Annotated in this window: 16 protein-coding genes; 7 read left to right on the top strand and 9 right to left on the bottom strand. The window is 68.5% G+C overall.

All coding sequences use genetic code 11. The features are described 5' to 3' along the window. The first annotated feature begins 9 nt into the window (after nucleotides 1-9). The gene (locus AC1VNX_RS22775) at nucleotides 10-741 is read left to right on the top strand and encodes a haloacid dehalogenase type II (RefSeq protein WP_483159698.1); all 732 of its coding nucleotides are present in this window, start codon (nucleotides 10-12) and stop codon (nucleotides 739-741) included. On the opposite strand, the gene AC1VNX_RS22770 is transcribed toward AC1VNX_RS22775, so the two are convergent. The 6 genes from AC1VNX_RS22770 to AC1VNX_RS22745 all read right to left on the bottom strand — a co-directional run bounded on the left by AC1VNX_RS22770 (nucleotide 742) and on the right by AC1VNX_RS22745 (nucleotide 6,173). Beyond that, on the bottom strand, nucleotides 742-1,302 hold the full coding sequence (locus AC1VNX_RS22770) for a DUF1697 domain-containing protein (RefSeq protein ID WP_483159696.1): 561 nt from the start codon (nucleotides 1,300-1,302) through the stop codon (nucleotides 742-744). It abuts the gene before it with no gap. A 22-nt stretch (nucleotides 1,303-1,324) separates the two neighbouring features. Continuing rightward, a complete protein-coding gene (gene gloA, locus AC1VNX_RS22765) occupies nucleotides 1,325-1,738 on the bottom strand; it encodes a lactoylglutathione lyase (RefSeq protein ID WP_483159694.1) in 414 nt (137 codons plus the stop codon). 66 nt (nucleotides 1,739-1,804) lie between these two features. Continuing rightward, nucleotides 1,805-2,488, bottom strand: coding sequence for a glutathione S-transferase family protein (locus AC1VNX_RS22760; RefSeq protein ID WP_483159692.1), 684 nt, complete (start codon nucleotides 2,486-2,488; stop codon nucleotides 1,805-1,807). 104 nt (nucleotides 2,489-2,592) lie between these two features. Continuing rightward, nucleotides 2,593-3,288 carry an ABC transporter ATP-binding protein gene (locus AC1VNX_RS22755; protein ID WP_483159690.1) on the bottom strand — a complete coding sequence of 232 codons (696 nt, stop codon included), beginning with the start codon at nucleotides 3,286-3,288 and terminating at the stop codon, nucleotides 2,593-2,595. 1 nt (nucleotide 3,289) lies between these two features. Then, a complete protein-coding gene (locus tag AC1VNX_RS22750; RefSeq protein WP_483159688.1) occupies nucleotides 3,290-4,966 on the bottom strand; it encodes an ABC transporter permease in 1,677 nt (558 codons plus the stop codon). A gap of 145 nt (nucleotides 4,967-5,111) precedes the next feature. Further along, nucleotides 5,112-6,173, bottom strand: coding sequence for a Fe(3+) ABC transporter substrate-binding protein (locus AC1VNX_RS22745; RefSeq protein WP_483159686.1), 1,062 nt, complete (start codon nucleotides 6,171-6,173; stop codon nucleotides 5,112-5,114). A 251-nt stretch (nucleotides 6,174-6,424) separates the two neighbouring features. On the opposite strand from AC1VNX_RS22745, the gene AC1VNX_RS22740 reads away from it, so the two are divergent. Both AC1VNX_RS22740 and AC1VNX_RS22735 read left to right on the top strand, forming a co-directional pair. Further along, nucleotides 6,425-7,138 (top strand): hypothetical protein, encoded by a 714-nt coding sequence (locus AC1VNX_RS22740; protein WP_483159684.1) that lies wholly within the window; start codon nucleotides 6,425-6,427, stop codon nucleotides 7,136-7,138. Then, nucleotides 7,135-7,470, top strand: coding sequence for a hypothetical protein (locus tag AC1VNX_RS22735; RefSeq protein ID WP_483159682.1), 336 nt, complete (start codon nucleotides 7,135-7,137; stop codon nucleotides 7,468-7,470). Before AC1VNX_RS22740 ends, AC1VNX_RS22735 begins: the two co-directional genes overlap by 4 nt. Nucleotides 7,471-7,479: 9 nt before the next feature. Here AC1VNX_RS22735 and AC1VNX_RS22730 read toward each other — a convergent pair whose 3' ends face one another. Beyond that, complete coding sequence (locus AC1VNX_RS22730) at nucleotides 7,480-8,028, bottom strand: PaaI family thioesterase (protein ID WP_093199442.1); 549 nt, start codon at nucleotides 8,026-8,028, stop codon at nucleotides 7,480-7,482. 75 nt (nucleotides 8,029-8,103) lie between these two features. Here AC1VNX_RS22730 and AC1VNX_RS22725 point away from each other — a divergent pair, with 75 nt between their 5' ends. From AC1VNX_RS22725 to AC1VNX_RS22710, 4 genes are all read left to right on the top strand, one after another. Next, a complete protein-coding gene (locus AC1VNX_RS22725; RefSeq protein WP_126024114.1) occupies nucleotides 8,104-8,559 on the top strand; it encodes a MarR family winged helix-turn-helix transcriptional regulator in 456 nt (151 codons plus the stop codon). A gap of 111 nt (nucleotides 8,560-8,670) precedes the next feature. Further along, nucleotides 8,671-9,984 (top strand): MFS transporter, encoded by a 1,314-nt coding sequence (locus tag AC1VNX_RS22720; RefSeq protein WP_483159679.1) that lies wholly within the window; start codon nucleotides 8,671-8,673, stop codon nucleotides 9,982-9,984. A 19-nt stretch (nucleotides 9,985-10,003) separates the two neighbouring features. After that, a complete protein-coding gene (locus AC1VNX_RS22715; RefSeq protein ID WP_483159677.1) occupies nucleotides 10,004-11,425 on the top strand; it encodes an MATE family efflux transporter in 1,422 nt (473 codons plus the stop codon). Nucleotides 11,426-11,464: 39 nt separating this feature from the next. Then, nucleotides 11,465-12,178, top strand: a complete 714-nt coding sequence (locus AC1VNX_RS22710; protein ID WP_483159675.1) for an SDR family oxidoreductase — start codon at nucleotides 11,465-11,467, stop codon at nucleotides 12,176-12,178. A gap of 43 nt (nucleotides 12,179-12,221) precedes the next feature. Here AC1VNX_RS22710 and AC1VNX_RS22705 read toward each other — a convergent pair whose 3' ends face one another. Further along, nucleotides 12,222-12,533, bottom strand: a complete 312-nt coding sequence (locus AC1VNX_RS22705) for a hypothetical protein (protein WP_483159673.1) — start codon at nucleotides 12,531-12,533, stop codon at nucleotides 12,222-12,224. A 196-nt stretch (nucleotides 12,534-12,729) separates the two neighbouring features. Then, nucleotides 12,730-13,497 carry an aldolase gene (locus AC1VNX_RS22700; protein ID WP_483162003.1) on the bottom strand — a complete coding sequence of 256 codons (768 nt, stop codon included), beginning with the start codon at nucleotides 13,495-13,497 and terminating at the stop codon, nucleotides 12,730-12,732. Nucleotides 13,498-13,508: the final 11 nt, after the last annotated feature.

Genomic DNA, 13,508 nt, shown 5'->3' with positions numbered 1-13,508 from the left:
TTTGTTGCCATGAGCAGCGCTGATTTCGACGCGAGCGATCTCAAGGTCATCGCGTTCGACGTCTTCGGCACGGTGGTCGATTGGCACAGCGGCATCGCCGCCGAGGTCGAGCGCGTGTTCCCTGGCGTGGACGGCGCGGCCTTCGCGCTCGCTTGGCGCGCCGGCTACCAGCCGGCCATGAAGGCGGTGATGGAGCGCATCGCCGCGGGCGAGGGCGGCTTCACGCTGCTCGACGAGCTGCACCTGAGCATGCTCGATCAGGTGCTGCACGACTTCAGCCTGGCCGATCGCATCGACAGCGCTGCCAAACGCGACCTGAGCCGCGCCTGGCACCGCCTGCCGGCCTGGCCCGATTCGGTGGCGGGGCTCTCGCGGCTCAAGAAGAAGTTCACCATCTGCACGCTGTCGAACGGCAACATCGGCCTGCTCACCGAGATGGCCAAGCGCGCCGGCCTCCCCTGGGACTGCGTGCTCTCGGCCGAAGTGTTCAAGGCCTACAAGCCCGATCCGCGCACCTACCTCGGCGTGGCGGGCGTGTTCGACGCGACGCCCGGCCAGGTGATGCTGGCCGCCGCGCACCACGACGACCTCGCGGCCGCGCGCACCTGCGGATTGAAGACGGCGTACATCGAGCGTCCGCACGAATTCGGCCAGGCCCGGCCGAAGGACGTGTCGCCGCTGCCGGACAACAACCTGCACGTGCGCGACATCGACCATCTGGCCGACCTGCTGGGCTGCTGATCAGTCGCCCAGCAGCTTCTCCACCGTGCGCAGGTTGCGCGTCGTGGTGCTCGATTTGTAGCGCGTCTTGCCGAGCAGCTTGGCCACTGGCGTCTCCAGGCTCTCGCCGCGCGGGCATTGCCAGTACAGCACGCCCTTGCCGCGTTCGAGCCTTTCTGTATCGGCATCGACCGTGCCGGCCTTTTCCATGATCTCGTCGAGCATTGCCTTGTCGGAGCCGAACACGATGTACGGATGGCGCTCTTCGTCGATGCGCTCGAAGGGGTAGGCCGCGGCCATGTCGGCGACGGCCTTCTGCGTGAGCAGCACGATCCACGCGTCGTAGCCGAAGCGCTTGCGCAGCGCCTGCTCGATGCGGGTGCGCAGTGCTGCGGCGTCGCTCTCGGCGGTATCGAACAGCACGTTGCCGCTGGCGAGCACGGTGCGCACCGCGCCGAAGCCCAGTTCGACGAAGAGCGCCTTGAGCTCGGCGCTCTTGATCGTGATGCCGTTGACGTTCACGCCGCGAAGCAGCGCGACATGGCGCGTTGCCGTGGCGGCGTGCTTCTTCGCGGTTGCCATGGCGTATTCGGCGCCGGGGCTCTCAGCGCAGGCCGCCGCCGGTGGCGTTCTCGTCGCGCTGGATGAGTTCCACCTTGTAGCCGTCGGGGTCCGTGACGAAGGCGATCACGGTGGTGCCGCCCTTGACCGGGCCGGCCTCGCGCGTCACGTTGCCTCCGGCGGCCTTGATCTTCTCGCAGGCCGCGTAGGCGTCGGGCACGCCGAGAGCGATGTGGCCGTAGGCGGTGCCGAGCTCGTAGCTCTCGGTGCCCCAGTTGTAGGTGAGCTCGATCTCGGCCTGGTCGGGGTTGCCGTTGCCGTAGCCGATGAAGGCGAGGCTGTACTTGTACTCGGGGTTTTCGGAAGTGCGCAGCAGGTTCATGCCGAGCACCTTGGTGTAGAAATCGATGGAGCGCTGCAGGTTACCGACGCGCAGCATGGTGTGGAGGAGTCGCATCTCGTGGTGCCTTGTTTGTAGTTGTGGGGAGGGAAGCCCGCTATTGTGGGCCTGCGGGCGCTGCGATCAAGCCGCCAGGGTCAGAAGGTGGGCCTGGTGGCGCTTCAGGAATTCCGTCAGGTGCTGCGGATACTCCGGAACCACGGCATTGCGCACGCTCGGGCGGGCGGCCAGCGCCTTGCGCCATGCATCGACCTTGGGCAGGGCGTCGAAGATGTGCGAGTCGCTGATCGCGTCGAACACTTCGAAGTAGCGGAACACCGGCGCGAAGACCGCGTCGACGAGGCTGAAGCTGCCGCCCGCGAAGTAGGGGCCTTCGCCCAGCGCTGCTTCCACGCGCTGGAACTTGGCGAGCAGCGCCTGCCGCTTCTGCTCGAACACCGTCGCGTCCTGCGTGGTCTCGTAGCCCCAGAGGTCGCCAAGGATGGCCGAGCCGAACTCCATCCATGCGCGGTGCCCCGCGCGGGTGAGCGGGTCTTCGGGGTGCAGGCGCGCGCCGGGCTGCGTTTCTTCCAGGTACTCGCAGATCACGTTGCTCTCGAACAGCACGGCCTCGCTGCCGTCGGGCCTGCGCACCTTCAGCAGCGGCACCTTGCCGAGCGGCGAGATGTCGAGAAACCACTGCGGCTTGCTGGCGAGGTCGATCACGATGCGCTCGAAGGGCACGTTCTTCTCATGCAGCGCGATCGCGGCGCGTTGCACGTACGGGCACAGCAAGTGGCTGACGAGGGTGAGGGATTGCTGGGACATGGGGCTCTCCTTTTTCTGGATCGGTTGTGTCTGGATCGCGGCGATTCTTCCGATCCCGAACAACCTTTTCCCGGAAAGCCCATTCGGAAAACGGGCCGCCTGTGCTAGGCCGGATCCACGGCTTCCGTATCTATCCAGTGCGTGATGCGCCCGCCATGCATCACGCCGATGCGATCGGCCATCGCATGCGCCTCGGCCTCGTTGTGCGTCACGAGAATGGCCGTCTGCCCAGCCTGCTTCAGGATGTCGCGCACCTCCACGGTCAGCCGTTCGCGCGTGCCGCCGTCGAGGTTGGAGAAGGGCTCGTCGAGCAGCAGCAGGGCGGGCGAGGGCGCGAGCGCACGGGCCAGTGCGATGCGCTGCTGCTGGCCGCCGGAGAGTTCGTGCGGATAGCGCTCACCCGCATCCGCGAGGCCGACCAGCGCGAGCATTTCGGCCACGCGCGACTGCTGTTCGGCCCGGCCCAGCCGGCGCAGGCCGAAGGCCACGTTCCCGGCGGCCGAGAGGTGCGGGAACAGCGCGTACTCCTGGAACATCATGCCCACGCGCCGCTGCTCGGGCGGCAGGTGCTTCTGCGCGGACGACAGAAGCATCTCGCCGAGGCGGATCGTGCCGGCGCGCACCGGCTCGAAGCCCGCAATGGCGCGCAGCACCGTCGTCTTGCCGCAGCCGGAGGGGCCGAACAGGCAGGCGATGTCGCCCGCGTTCAGCGCCAGCGAGAAGCCGTCGACGACGGTGTGCAGGCCGCGCGGCGTGTCGTAGGCGAGGCTGATCGCGTCGAGATGCAGTGGAGAGCTCATGTCATGTCTTCTCGGGGCCCAGTGTGGCCGAAGGCGCGCCCAGCTGGTTGCGTGCCAGCAGCACCACGGGCAGCAGGCCGGCCAGCACGATGGCGAGCGCGGCGATGGCGCCTTCCTCGTACGTGCCGCGCGCGGCTTCGGCATACAGCCAGGTGGCCAGGGTGTCGAAGTTGGCGGGCCGCAGCAGCAGCGTGGCCGGCAGCTCCTTCATCGCGTCGACGAACACCAGCAGCGCGGCTGCCGCCATGGCGGGCCGAAGCAGCGGCAGGTGCACGCGGCGCAGCGTGCCGGCTGCTGTTTCTCCGAGCAGGCGCGAGGCCTGCTCGATGGCGGGCGGAATGCGCGAAAGGCCGGCCTCGATGCCGCCGACCGGCATCGCGAGAAAGCGGATCGCGCAGGCCACGACCAGCACCACGCCGCAGCTCATGAGCGGCAGGCCCTGCAGGCCGAAGGCCGTGGCCAGCGCCGAATCGAAGGCCAGAGCGGGCGTGAGCAGCCCGATGGCCAGCACCGTGCCGGGCACCGCGTAGCCCAGCGTTGCCGCGCGTGCCTGCCAGCGGGTACGGCCGGAGCCCGAACCCTGGCTGCGTGCCGCCCACGCGACGATCAACCCTGCGGCCACTGCGACGGCGGTGACGCCCGTGGCCAGTGCCAGCGTATTGCCGAGACTCGCGACCAGCCCCTGCGAAATGCCGCCGCCCTGGCGCAGCCGCTTGGCGCTTTCCCAGACCAGATAGAGGGCAGGAGCTGCAAAGCCGATCAGCACCGGCAACGAGGCTGCGGCCGTCGCAGCCCAGCCCGCAGCACCGCGCAGGCGACGCGGCTGCACAGCACGCATGCGCTGTGCCGAGCCGAAGCGCTGGTGCCTGCGGCCGTTGCGCTCCAGCCAGACCAGCGCGATCACCACGAACAGCATCGCGCAGGCGATCTGCGCGGCACCCGCGAGGTCGGAGCGCGTGATCCAGGTGGTGTAGACCGCGACCGTCAGCGTGTTCACGCCAAGGAATTCCGATGCGCCGATGTCGTTGAGCGTCTCGAGCAGCGCGAGGCTCAGCCCCACGGCCAGCGCAGGACGCGCCAGCGGCAGCGCCACGCGGAAGAAGGCGCCGCGCCGGCTCTCGCCGAGCATGCGCGCCGCTTCCATGAGATGCGCAGGCTGCGTCATGAACATCGCGCGGGCCGTCATGTAGACGTACGGATAGAGCACGAAGCCCAGTACGAAGATCGCGCCCGGCATGGAGCGCAGGTCGGGCAGGCGGAACTGGCGCGGGCTGTCGAAGCCGAGCATCCAGCGGATCGCGCCCTGCACCGGGCCGATGGGGTGCAGCAGGTCGAGATAGGCGAAGGCGACGATGTAGGTCGGCATCGCCAATGGCAGCAGCAGGGCCCAGTGCAGCATGCCGCGGCCGGGGAAGTCATGCGCCGTCACCAGCCAGGCACACCCAGTGCCGATCACCAGCACCAGCGTGCCCACGCCGGCAAGCAGCACGGCGGTGTTGAGTGCGGCCTGCGGCAGCACGTGCGCGAACAGCGGTCCCCAGTGGCCCAGGCCCGAGCCGAAGGCCAGCCACGCCAGCGTGAGCACCGGCGCAAGCACGCCGATGGCGATCAGCAAAGACGCGCAGCGCCAAGCCGGGCCTGCGGCTTGCAGGCCTGCGTACCGACCACCGATGTTCATGCGAAGCAAAAGGTGCCTATGCGCGCGCTCTGGGTTCCGCGAGGAACACCGTGGAACCGGCTTTGCCGGGCCACCGGTGTTGCCCCCGGAAGGGGATGGCGAAGGCGGCACGCAGTGCGCCGCAGCCTTGGGGGGCGAGCCAAGCCTACTGGTCGAAGCCAACCTTGTCGACCAGGGCGCTGGCCTGCTTGCGGTACTTGGCGATCTCGGTCAGCGGCAGCGGGTCGACCTTCAGCTCGCCGATGGACTGGCCGATGATCGGGTCGAGCGCCACGCCCTTGCGCACCGGGTACTCGTAGTTGGTCTGCGCGTACAGGGCCTGTGCAGGCTCCGACACCAGGAACTCGAGCAGCTTGACCGCGTTGGCGCGCTGCGGCGCGTTCTTCGCCACGGCCGCGCCGCTGATGTTGACGTGCGTGCCGCCGCTCTTCGCGTTGGCGAAGGTCGGGCGCACCACCTTGATGGCGTCGCCCCACTTGCGCGCGTCGGTGCCTTCCTTGGCGCTCTTCATCTGGCCGACGTAGTACGAGTTGGCCAGGCCGATGTCGCAGATGCCGCCGAGGATGTCGCGCGCCACGTCGCGGTCGCCGCCGGTGGCCTTGCGCGCCAGGTTGGCCTTGACGCCGCGCAGCCACTGCTCGGCCTTGGCTTCGCCGTCGTGCGCGATCAGCGATGCCACGAGAGCGGTGTTGTAGGGGTGCTGGCCGGCGCGGATACACACCTTGCCCTTGTACTTGGGGCTGGCCAGGTCTTCGTAGCGGAAGCTGGTGAGCGGCAGGCTCTTGTCGGCGTAGAGCACGCGCGCGCGCAGCGAGAGCGAGAACCATTGGCCGTCGGCGCCGCGCAGGTTGGCGGGAATGGCCGATTCGAGCGCTGCCGACTTCACGGGCTGCGTCACGCCGCCGTCGACGAGGTCCATGAGGTTGCCGATGTCCACCGTCATCAGCACGTCGGCGGGCGAGCGCGCGCCTTCGGCCTTGACGCGCTCCAGCAGGCCATCTTTCACGAAGACGGTGTTGACCTTGATGTTGCTCTGGGCGCTGAAGGCCGAGATGAGGGGCTGGATCAGCGCCGGCTCGCGCGTCGTGTAGAGCGTGAGTTCTTCGGCGGCCTGGGCGGGCAGGGCGGTGGCGGCCAGCCAGGCTGCGCCTGCGCCAAGCAGTGCGCGCGCGGCGCAGCCTCGGACGCGCGGGCGTTGTTCGGTCATGAGGATCCTCCAGGAGCGGGTTTTCTAGAAAGCTCCGGCGCCGGAAGCGGGTGGTGTCGCCGCCGGGTGTTGCTGTTGCGAGTGCCGGATGAGAATAATTATCGTTGGGCGCCTGGATTGCGATGCCTTTGTACTTACAGCTTGAAGGCCTACTGCAGATCGTTGCAATGAAGGCGCCTTTGCCGCTCGACAACTCGCGACCGGACCGCTAAAACTGCCCCTGCTTTTTTCCTGAACCGGAGGGAGTGCCGATGAGCGGTCGAGAGTTCTGCGCACCTGACAACGAGAACTACCCGAAGTGGACGTCGTGGGATGCCTTCAAGTGGAAGCTGGTGCCCGAGCGCTTCGGTGGCGGCTTCCCGTACCTGGACAACTACAAGGACGCGTGGGTTCTCTACAACCGCCAGCGCATCGTCGCGGTGGCGAAGAAGAACAAGATCCCGCCGGTGCTGCTCGGCAGCGTGGCCTGGTCCGAGGTGGGCGGCAAGCCCGATGGGACCAAGCGGCCCTGGTTCGCCTTCCGCACCTTCGACTGGAGCGGCCCCGACTGGGTCGACCGCAACCTCACGATCTCCAAGCCGCCGGGCGAGACTTCGTTCGGCGCGGTGAGCATCCAGATGCGCGCCGCCGTGCGCGAACTGGGGCTGGACGCCGACACACTGACCTATTCGGACGAGCTGCGCCTCGTCTCCTGCCTGGAGACGGATGTCTTCAACCTCGAGATCGTGGCCAGGCACCTGCAGGGGCTGGTGCAGCACGACTATCCCGGCGTCGATGGTGCGAACCTGTCGGAGGAGCAGTTCATCGTGGCCGGCGCGCGCTACAACCGCGGCGTCGAGCGCAAGCTGTCGGACATCGTCGATTCGCTGAAGGCCGCGCCGGGCAGCGCGGGGCGCGAGTACTCGTCGTACGGCCGGGCGATGGTGAAGCACCGCGAGCACGTCGAGTCGCTGCTCAACCGATGAGCCTTGGGCGATCTGTCTTCGCGCTGGGGGCGGCGCTCTATGCGCTGTTCAGCGCGGCGATGCTGTTCGCCATTCCGCGCAACCGCTACGAGTGGATGCTCGAAGACCCGGCGATGCGCGGAGACGGCATGACCTTCTGCACCCTGCCCATCGACCACGGACTGGATGCGCGGATCGAGTCTTTCGTGTACCTGGTGCCGCTGCTCATCGTGGCCGTGGTGCTGTCGGTGCGGCGGCGCAAGCCGCACTGGCTGCTGTGGGTGGGGCTGGTGCTGGTGGCGCTGTGGGGCATCCGCTTCGTGGTGCTGGCGCCTTCCTGCCCGGCCCGCTAGCGCCGCGGCTCAACGCGCCGCAGGCACCTCGAACACCAGGCAGGTGGTCGTGGCGTGCGCGTACAGCGTGCCATCTGGCCCGTAGAGGCGGGCCTCGGCGGTGGCGAGCTGCTTGCCGCAGTGGATCACCTTTCCTTCGGCGCGCACGCGCTGCACCTTGGGCGTGAGGCCCTTCACGTAGTTCACGCCCAGTTCTGCAGTGGTGTAGGCCCGGCCGGGCGGCATCATGGTGTGGACCGAGCAGCCCAGGGCGGAGTCGAGCATCGTCGCGACCCAGCCGCCGTGGATGGTGCCCAGCGGGTTCAGGTGCTGGGGCAGCGGCGTGCCCTGGAAGATGGCCACGCCCAGGCGCGCCTCGATGATCGTGAAGTCCAGCGTCTTGGCGATGGCGGCGTAGGGAATGTCACCGTTGAGCATCGCCTGCATGATCTCCAGGCCGGTCTTGCCGGCGATCTGGTCGGGGCGGGCGAGGCCGGGGCCCGGGCCGGCCTCGAGACGGCCGGTGATCTTCTGCTCCTCGGCGATCCATGCGTCGAGCTGGCTGGTGGCTTGTGTCATGCCTGTGTTCCTTCTGGGGGCTTTGTGCCGGGGTATTGATTGCATATGCAATAGTTGCACATACAATAATAGCCTATGGACACTCCTGCCAAGCCACGCGGCTGCACCAGCTTCAAGGTGCGACAGCTTTCGAGACGCCTCTCACAGCACTACGACGCCGAGGTTTCGCAAAGCGGGCTCAAGACCACGCAGTACTCGCTGCTGTCGCACCTCGCGCGGCTCGGTCCCTCGCGTCCCGTCGACCTGGCGGCCGAGCTCAAGATGACCGCCTCCACCCTGAGCCGCAATCTGCAGCCGCTGATCGTCGCGGGCTGGATCGCGCAGGGCGCCGGTGCCGACGCTCGCAGCCGGCTGGTACAGCTCACCGAGGAAGGCGAGGTCAAGCGGCGCGAAGCTCTCGCGCACTGGAAGACCGCGCAGCAGAAGCTGAACGCGCTGCTGGGCGTCGAGCGCGTGCTCGCGCTGCACCTGCTGATCGACGAGGCCATGGAGCTGCTGGGCGGCGAGGAAGAACACGCCAGCGACGACTGACTCCCTAACTTTTTCTTCACCCACACCCAATTCGCTCATCGTGCGCCCAGGCGCGCGAGGGACCCGTTTCGCCGTTTTTTCCTTCTATTCAATTCCAACAGCAGAGGCCCCATGTTCGCCAACTCCGTTTCCGCATGGCTGCAGCGCCGCGGCATCCACTACGGCTGGATCGTCGCCGCCATCACCTTCCTCACCATGCTGACCATGTCGGCCGCGCTGGGCCTGCCGGGCGCCATGCTGCAGCCGCTGGGAAAGGAGTTCGGCTGGAGCACCGAGCAGATATCGTCGTCGCTCGCTCTGCGCTTCGCGCTCTTCGGGCTGATGGGGCCGTTCGCCGCGGTGCTGATGGAGCGCTATGGCCTGCGCGCGGTGGTCTGCACCGGCCTCGCGCTGGTCGGTCTGGGCATGGCGCTGGTCACCATGGCCTCGCAGTTGTGGCAGCTCTTCGTTCTCTGGAGCCTGATGCTGGGCCTGGGCACCGGCATGACGGCGCTGGTGCTCGGCGCGGTCGTGGCCAACCGCTGGTTCGTCGCGCGGCGCGGGCTGGTGGTGGGCATGCTCACGGCCAGTTCGGCGACGGGGCAACTGGCCTTCCTGCCGCTGGCGGCCTGGATGATCGAGCACTGGGGCTGGCGCTCGGCCATCGTGCCGATCGTGATCGGCAGCATCCTCATCGGCCTGCTGGCGCTTCTGCTGATGCGCAACCGGCCCTCCGACGTCGGCCTGCTGCCCTACGGCGAAGTGCCCGGCACGCAGCCCGCTGCGCCCGCCGCAGCGGCGCCCGCGATGAACTTCGCCACGCCCTTCCGCGTGCTGAAGGAAGTCTCGACCAATCGCACCTTCTGGGTTCTGGCCGGCACCTTCTTCATATGCGGCCTGAGCACCAACGGGCTTGTGCAGACGCACTTCATCTCGCTGTGCGGCGACTACGGCATGAGCGCCGTGCCGGCAGCATCGGTGCTCGCGATGATGGGCGCCTTCGACTTCGTCGGCACGATCCTCTCGGGCTGGCTCTCCGACCGCTACGACAACCGCAAGCTGCTCTTCTGGTACTACGGTCTGCGCGGGCTGTCGCTCTTCTGGCTGCCGCATTCCGAATTCACCATCTACGGCCTCGGCATCTTCGCGATGTTCTACGGACTCGACTGGATCGCCACCGTGCCGCCAACCGTCAAGCTTGCCGGTGCTGCCTTCGGTCCGGCCAAGGTCGGCCTGGTGTTCGGCTGGGTCTTCGCCGCGCACCAGCTGGGCGCCGCCACGGCCGCCTACGGCGCCGGCTTCGCCCGCACGCTGCTGCTGACCTACACCCCGGCGCTCTACACCGCCGGCGCGGCCTGCCTGGTGGCTGCGCTGATCGTGATGACCATCCGCCGCCCGGCAGCGAAGTCCGGCTCCCCGGCCACGCCCGCCGCGGCCCGTGCCTGAACCCGCCAAGGCTCCAGCCATGACCGCACCCCACGGCACCACCGAACTCGACCCGCGCACGCGCCGCCTGCTCGAGGCGCCCATCGTCCCCACGCTGCTGCGCCTGGCCGCGCCAAACGTGCTGGTGATGGTGGCGCAGGCCTGCGTCGGCCTCATCGAGACCTACTTCGTCGGCAAGCTCGGCACCGATGCGCTCGCCGGCATGGCGCTGGTGTTCCCCATCGTGATGCTGATGCAGATGACCTCCAGCGGCGCCATGGGCGGCGGCATCGCCTCGTCCATCGCCCGTGCGCTCGGCGCGCGCCGCCGCGACGACGCCGACGCGCTGGTGTGGCACGCTATCGTCATCGCGCTGGGCTTCGGCCTGTGTTTCACGCTGGCGCTGCTGCTGGGCGGGCGCTGGCTCTACGGCGTGATGGGCGGCACCGGGGCCGCACTGGAGGCCGCGCTCACGTACTCCAACTGGGTGTTCGCTGGCGCGACGCTGGTGTGGCTCTTCAACTCGCTCGCGGCCATCATCCGCGGCACCGGCAACATGTCGGTGCCGGCGAACGTGACGGTGGTGGGCGTGGTGTTCCTCATTCCGGCGTCGCCGCTCTTGATCTTCGGCGTCGGACCGTTGCCGGGAATGGGCATCGCGGGCGGCGCGATGGCGCTGCTGCTGTACTACCTGCTGGGCTCCATCGCGCTCATCGCCTACCTGCGCTCGCCGCGCAGCCTGCTGAAGCCCACGCTCGACGCGCTGAAGCTGCGCTGGCCGCTGTTCCGCGACATCCTGCGCATCGGGCTGGTGGGGGCGGTGTCGACGGTGGCAACCAATCTTTCCATCGGCATCGCCACCGCGCTGACCGGGCATTTCGGCTCGGGCGCGCTGGCCGGTTACGGCACGGCCTCGCGGCTCGAATACCTGCTGGTGCCGCTGGTGTTCGGCCTGGGCGCACCGCTGGTGGCGATGGTCGGCACTTGCATGGGCGCGGGGCTGCGCGAGCGGGCGTTGCGCGCTACCTGGACCGGTGCGGCCCTGGCCTTCACGCTCACGGAGACGATCGGCCTCGCGGCGGCGCTGTTCCCGCGGCCGTGGCTGCTGCTGTTCGGCAACGACCCGGCGATGCTGGAGACCGGTGCGCACTATCTGCGCGTGGTCGGGCCGATGTACGGCCTCTTCGGCGTCGGGCTGGTCCTTTACTTCGCCTCGCAGGGCGCAGGCCGGCTGCTGTGGCCGATGCTCGGCAACATCGCGCGCCTGGCGGTGGCGGCCAGCGGCGGCTGGCTGGCGCTGAACTGGGGCGCCGGGCTCACCGGCGTGTTCGCAGCGCAGGGGGTGGCGCTGGCGGTGTACGGCATCGTGACCGCATCGGCCATCGCGGGCGGGGCCTGGTTCGGCCGCGTCGGCTGGCCGCGCACCACCACCGGACTGCTGCGGCGCATGGCACAGGCCTGAAATCCATCGACTCATCCAGCAACCAACGAAAGACTCGTCATGAAAATCAAGGACTCCGTGGTCTTCATCACCGGCGCCAATCGCGGCCTCGGTCTCGCCTTCGCGAAGGCCGCGCTGGCGGCGGGCGCACGCAAGGTCTATGGCGCGGCGCGCGACCCCAAGAGCATCGACCTGCCGGGCGTGACGCCGGTGGCGCTCGACGTGACGCAGCCCGCGCAGATCGAAGCGGCCGTGCGCGCCTGTGGCGACGTGACGGTGCTGGTCAACAACGCAGGCATCTCGCGCGGCTCCAGCTTCCTCGGCTCGCCCGACGCGGTCGCCGCGGCGCGCGCCGAGTTCGAAACCAACTTCTTCGGCCCCTGGGCGCTCACGCAGGCCTTTGCGCCGGTGCTCGCGGCCAACGGCGGCGGGGGCGTGATCAATGTGCTGTCGGCGCTGGCATGGACCACTTTCCCGAGCGTGGCGACCTACAGCGCGACCAAGTCGGCGGCATGGTCGCTGAGCAACGGCCTGCGCAACGAACTGGCCGGGCAGGGCACGCAGGTCACGAGCCTGCACGTGGGCTACATGGACACCGACATGACGGCACATATTCAGGGCCTGCCCAAGGCCGCTCCGGACGACGTGGCGCGGCAGGCCCTGGCCGGTCTCGAAGCCGGGCAGCCCGAGGTGCTTGCCGACGAGACTTCGCGGCAGCTGAAGCAGGGCCTGTCGAGCCCTACGCCGCCTTACGCCGGCGCGGCGGCAGCCTGAACGTACGAAGACCCGGGCGCGCGGCCCGGGTCTTCATGTTCGTTCAGTAGCGGTAGGGGTTGTTGGGACGGCGGTCGTAACGGTTGGGAACACCGTCGCCGTCGTTGTCCCGGCGGCCATAGCGGCGGCGGTCGTCCCAGCGGCGGTCGTAATAGTGGTCGCGGCGGTAGCCGGGGCCGTAGTAGTGGCGCGGCGGAGGCGGCGGCGCGTAGTAGCGCCGGGGCGGCGGCGGTGCCGGCACGACGTACACCTGGGCCTGGATGAAGGAGCCGCCCGTCTGTGCCTGTGCCGGTGCGGTGAATGCGGCCAGCGAGAGCAGGGCCGCGGCGCTGATTGCAAAAGTAAGCTGTTTCATGTGATCCCCCGGTTATGAGTTGGAAGCCTCATCCTCGCGGCCCTTTGTTAAGTTGGTGTAAGGCTCGAGCGAAATCGGATGAAGAGCTGTAAGCCGGTGCGCGCAAAGCGCGGCACAGGCGAGACACAATTGTGAATGGAGTTTGCACCGCGGAACATCGTCCGCGGGTAGGCCATCGGCTCTATCGGCCGAAGGTTCAGCCGCGCGACGGTGCGGGCAGGAGGCGGCGCAGCGCCTCGAAGAACAGGTCGGACTGCTCGCGTTCGCCCTGGATCTGCGCCGCCACATGCGCGGCCAGCTTTGGGTTGACCGGCACCAGCGGGCGGCCGGTCGATTGCGCGATCACCTGGTGCAGGCAGGCGCGCTCCAGGTAGTAGAGATCGTCGTAGGCATGGGCGATGGAGCCACCGGCCACGATCACGCCGTGGTTCGCGAGAAAGGCCACGTCCTTGCCGGCCATCGCGCGGGCGATGCGCTCGCCCTCGGCGTCGTCGAGTGCCAGGCCGTTGTACTCGGCGTCGATGGCGATGCGGTTCATGTAGCGCATCGCGTTCTGGCTCGCGGTCGGGTCGAGCGCGCGGTCGACCGTGATCGTGAGCGCCGTGGCGTAGGGCATGTGGCAGTGCAGCACCACCGCGTGACCGGTGAGCCGGTGCACCGCGCCGTGGATGAAGAGGGCGGTCGGCTCCACGCGATGGCGGCCCGCCAGCACCTCGCCGTGCACGTCGATCAGCACGATGTCGTCGGGGCCGATCTCGCTCCAGTGCAAGCCGCGCGGGTTGATGAGATAGCGGTCCTGCGCGCCCGGCAGCATCACGCTGAAGTGGTTGCAGACGCCTTCCGACAGTCCGTGATGGTCGGCGGCGCGCAGGGCGAGGGCGAGGTCTTCGCGCAGCTTGCGCACGGCGGGGCTGGCGTAGATGGCATCGGCGGACATCGGTGGGGTCTCCGTTTCTTCTTTGATGTGGGGCGGTC

This window comes from Variovorax sp. TLI9-5A (assembly GCF_056867935.1).
The sequence above is the reverse complement of the archived record's forward strand: the minus strand, read 5'-3'. Positions and strand labels throughout refer to the sequence as shown.

Coding starts and splice junctions, on each gene's coding strand:
- AC1VNX_RS22770 (WP_483159696.1), bottom strand. CDS start 1,302: ATGGCAACCGCGAAGAAGCACGCCGCCACGGCAACGCGCCATGTCGCG.
- AC1VNX_RS22735 (WP_483159682.1), top strand. CDS start 7,135: ATGAGCCTTGGGCGATCTGTCTTCGCGCTGGGGGCGGCGCTCTATGCG.
- gloA (WP_483159694.1), bottom strand. CDS start 1,738: ATGCGACTCCTCCACACCATGCTGCGCGTCGGTAACCTGCAGCGCTCC.
- AC1VNX_RS22705 (WP_483159673.1), bottom strand. CDS start 12,533: ATGAAACAGCTTACTTTTGCAATCAGCGCCGCGGCCCTGCTCTCGCTG.
- AC1VNX_RS22715 (WP_483159677.1), top strand. CDS start 10,004: ATGACCGCACCCCACGGCACCACCGAACTCGACCCGCGCACGCGCCGC.
- AC1VNX_RS22740 (WP_483159684.1), top strand. CDS start 6,425: ATGAGCGGTCGAGAGTTCTGCGCACCTGACAACGAGAACTACCCGAAG.
- AC1VNX_RS22720 (WP_483159679.1), top strand. CDS start 8,671: ATGTTCGCCAACTCCGTTTCCGCATGGCTGCAGCGCCGCGGCATCCAC.
- AC1VNX_RS22710 (WP_483159675.1), top strand. CDS start 11,465: ATGAAAATCAAGGACTCCGTGGTCTTCATCACCGGCGCCAATCGCGGC.
- AC1VNX_RS22730 (WP_093199442.1), bottom strand. CDS start 8,028: ATGACACAAGCCACCAGCCAGCTCGACGCATGGATCGCCGAGGAGCAG.
- AC1VNX_RS22775 (WP_483159698.1), top strand. CDS start 10: ATGAGCAGCGCTGATTTCGACGCGAGCGATCTCAAGGTCATCGCGTTC.
- AC1VNX_RS22755 (WP_483159690.1), bottom strand. CDS start 3,288: ATGAGCTCTCCACTGCATCTCGACGCGATCAGCCTCGCCTACGACACG.
- AC1VNX_RS22760 (WP_483159692.1), bottom strand. CDS start 2,488: ATGTCCCAGCAATCCCTCACCCTCGTCAGCCACTTGCTGTGCCCGTAC.
- AC1VNX_RS22725 (WP_126024114.1), top strand. CDS start 8,104: ATGGACACTCCTGCCAAGCCACGCGGCTGCACCAGCTTCAAGGTGCGA.
- AC1VNX_RS22745 (WP_483159686.1), bottom strand. CDS start 6,173: ATGACCGAACAACGCCCGCGCGTCCGAGGCTGCGCCGCGCGCGCACTG.
- AC1VNX_RS22750 (WP_483159688.1), bottom strand. CDS start 4,966: ATGAACATCGGTGGTCGGTACGCAGGCCTGCAAGCCGCAGGCCCGGCT.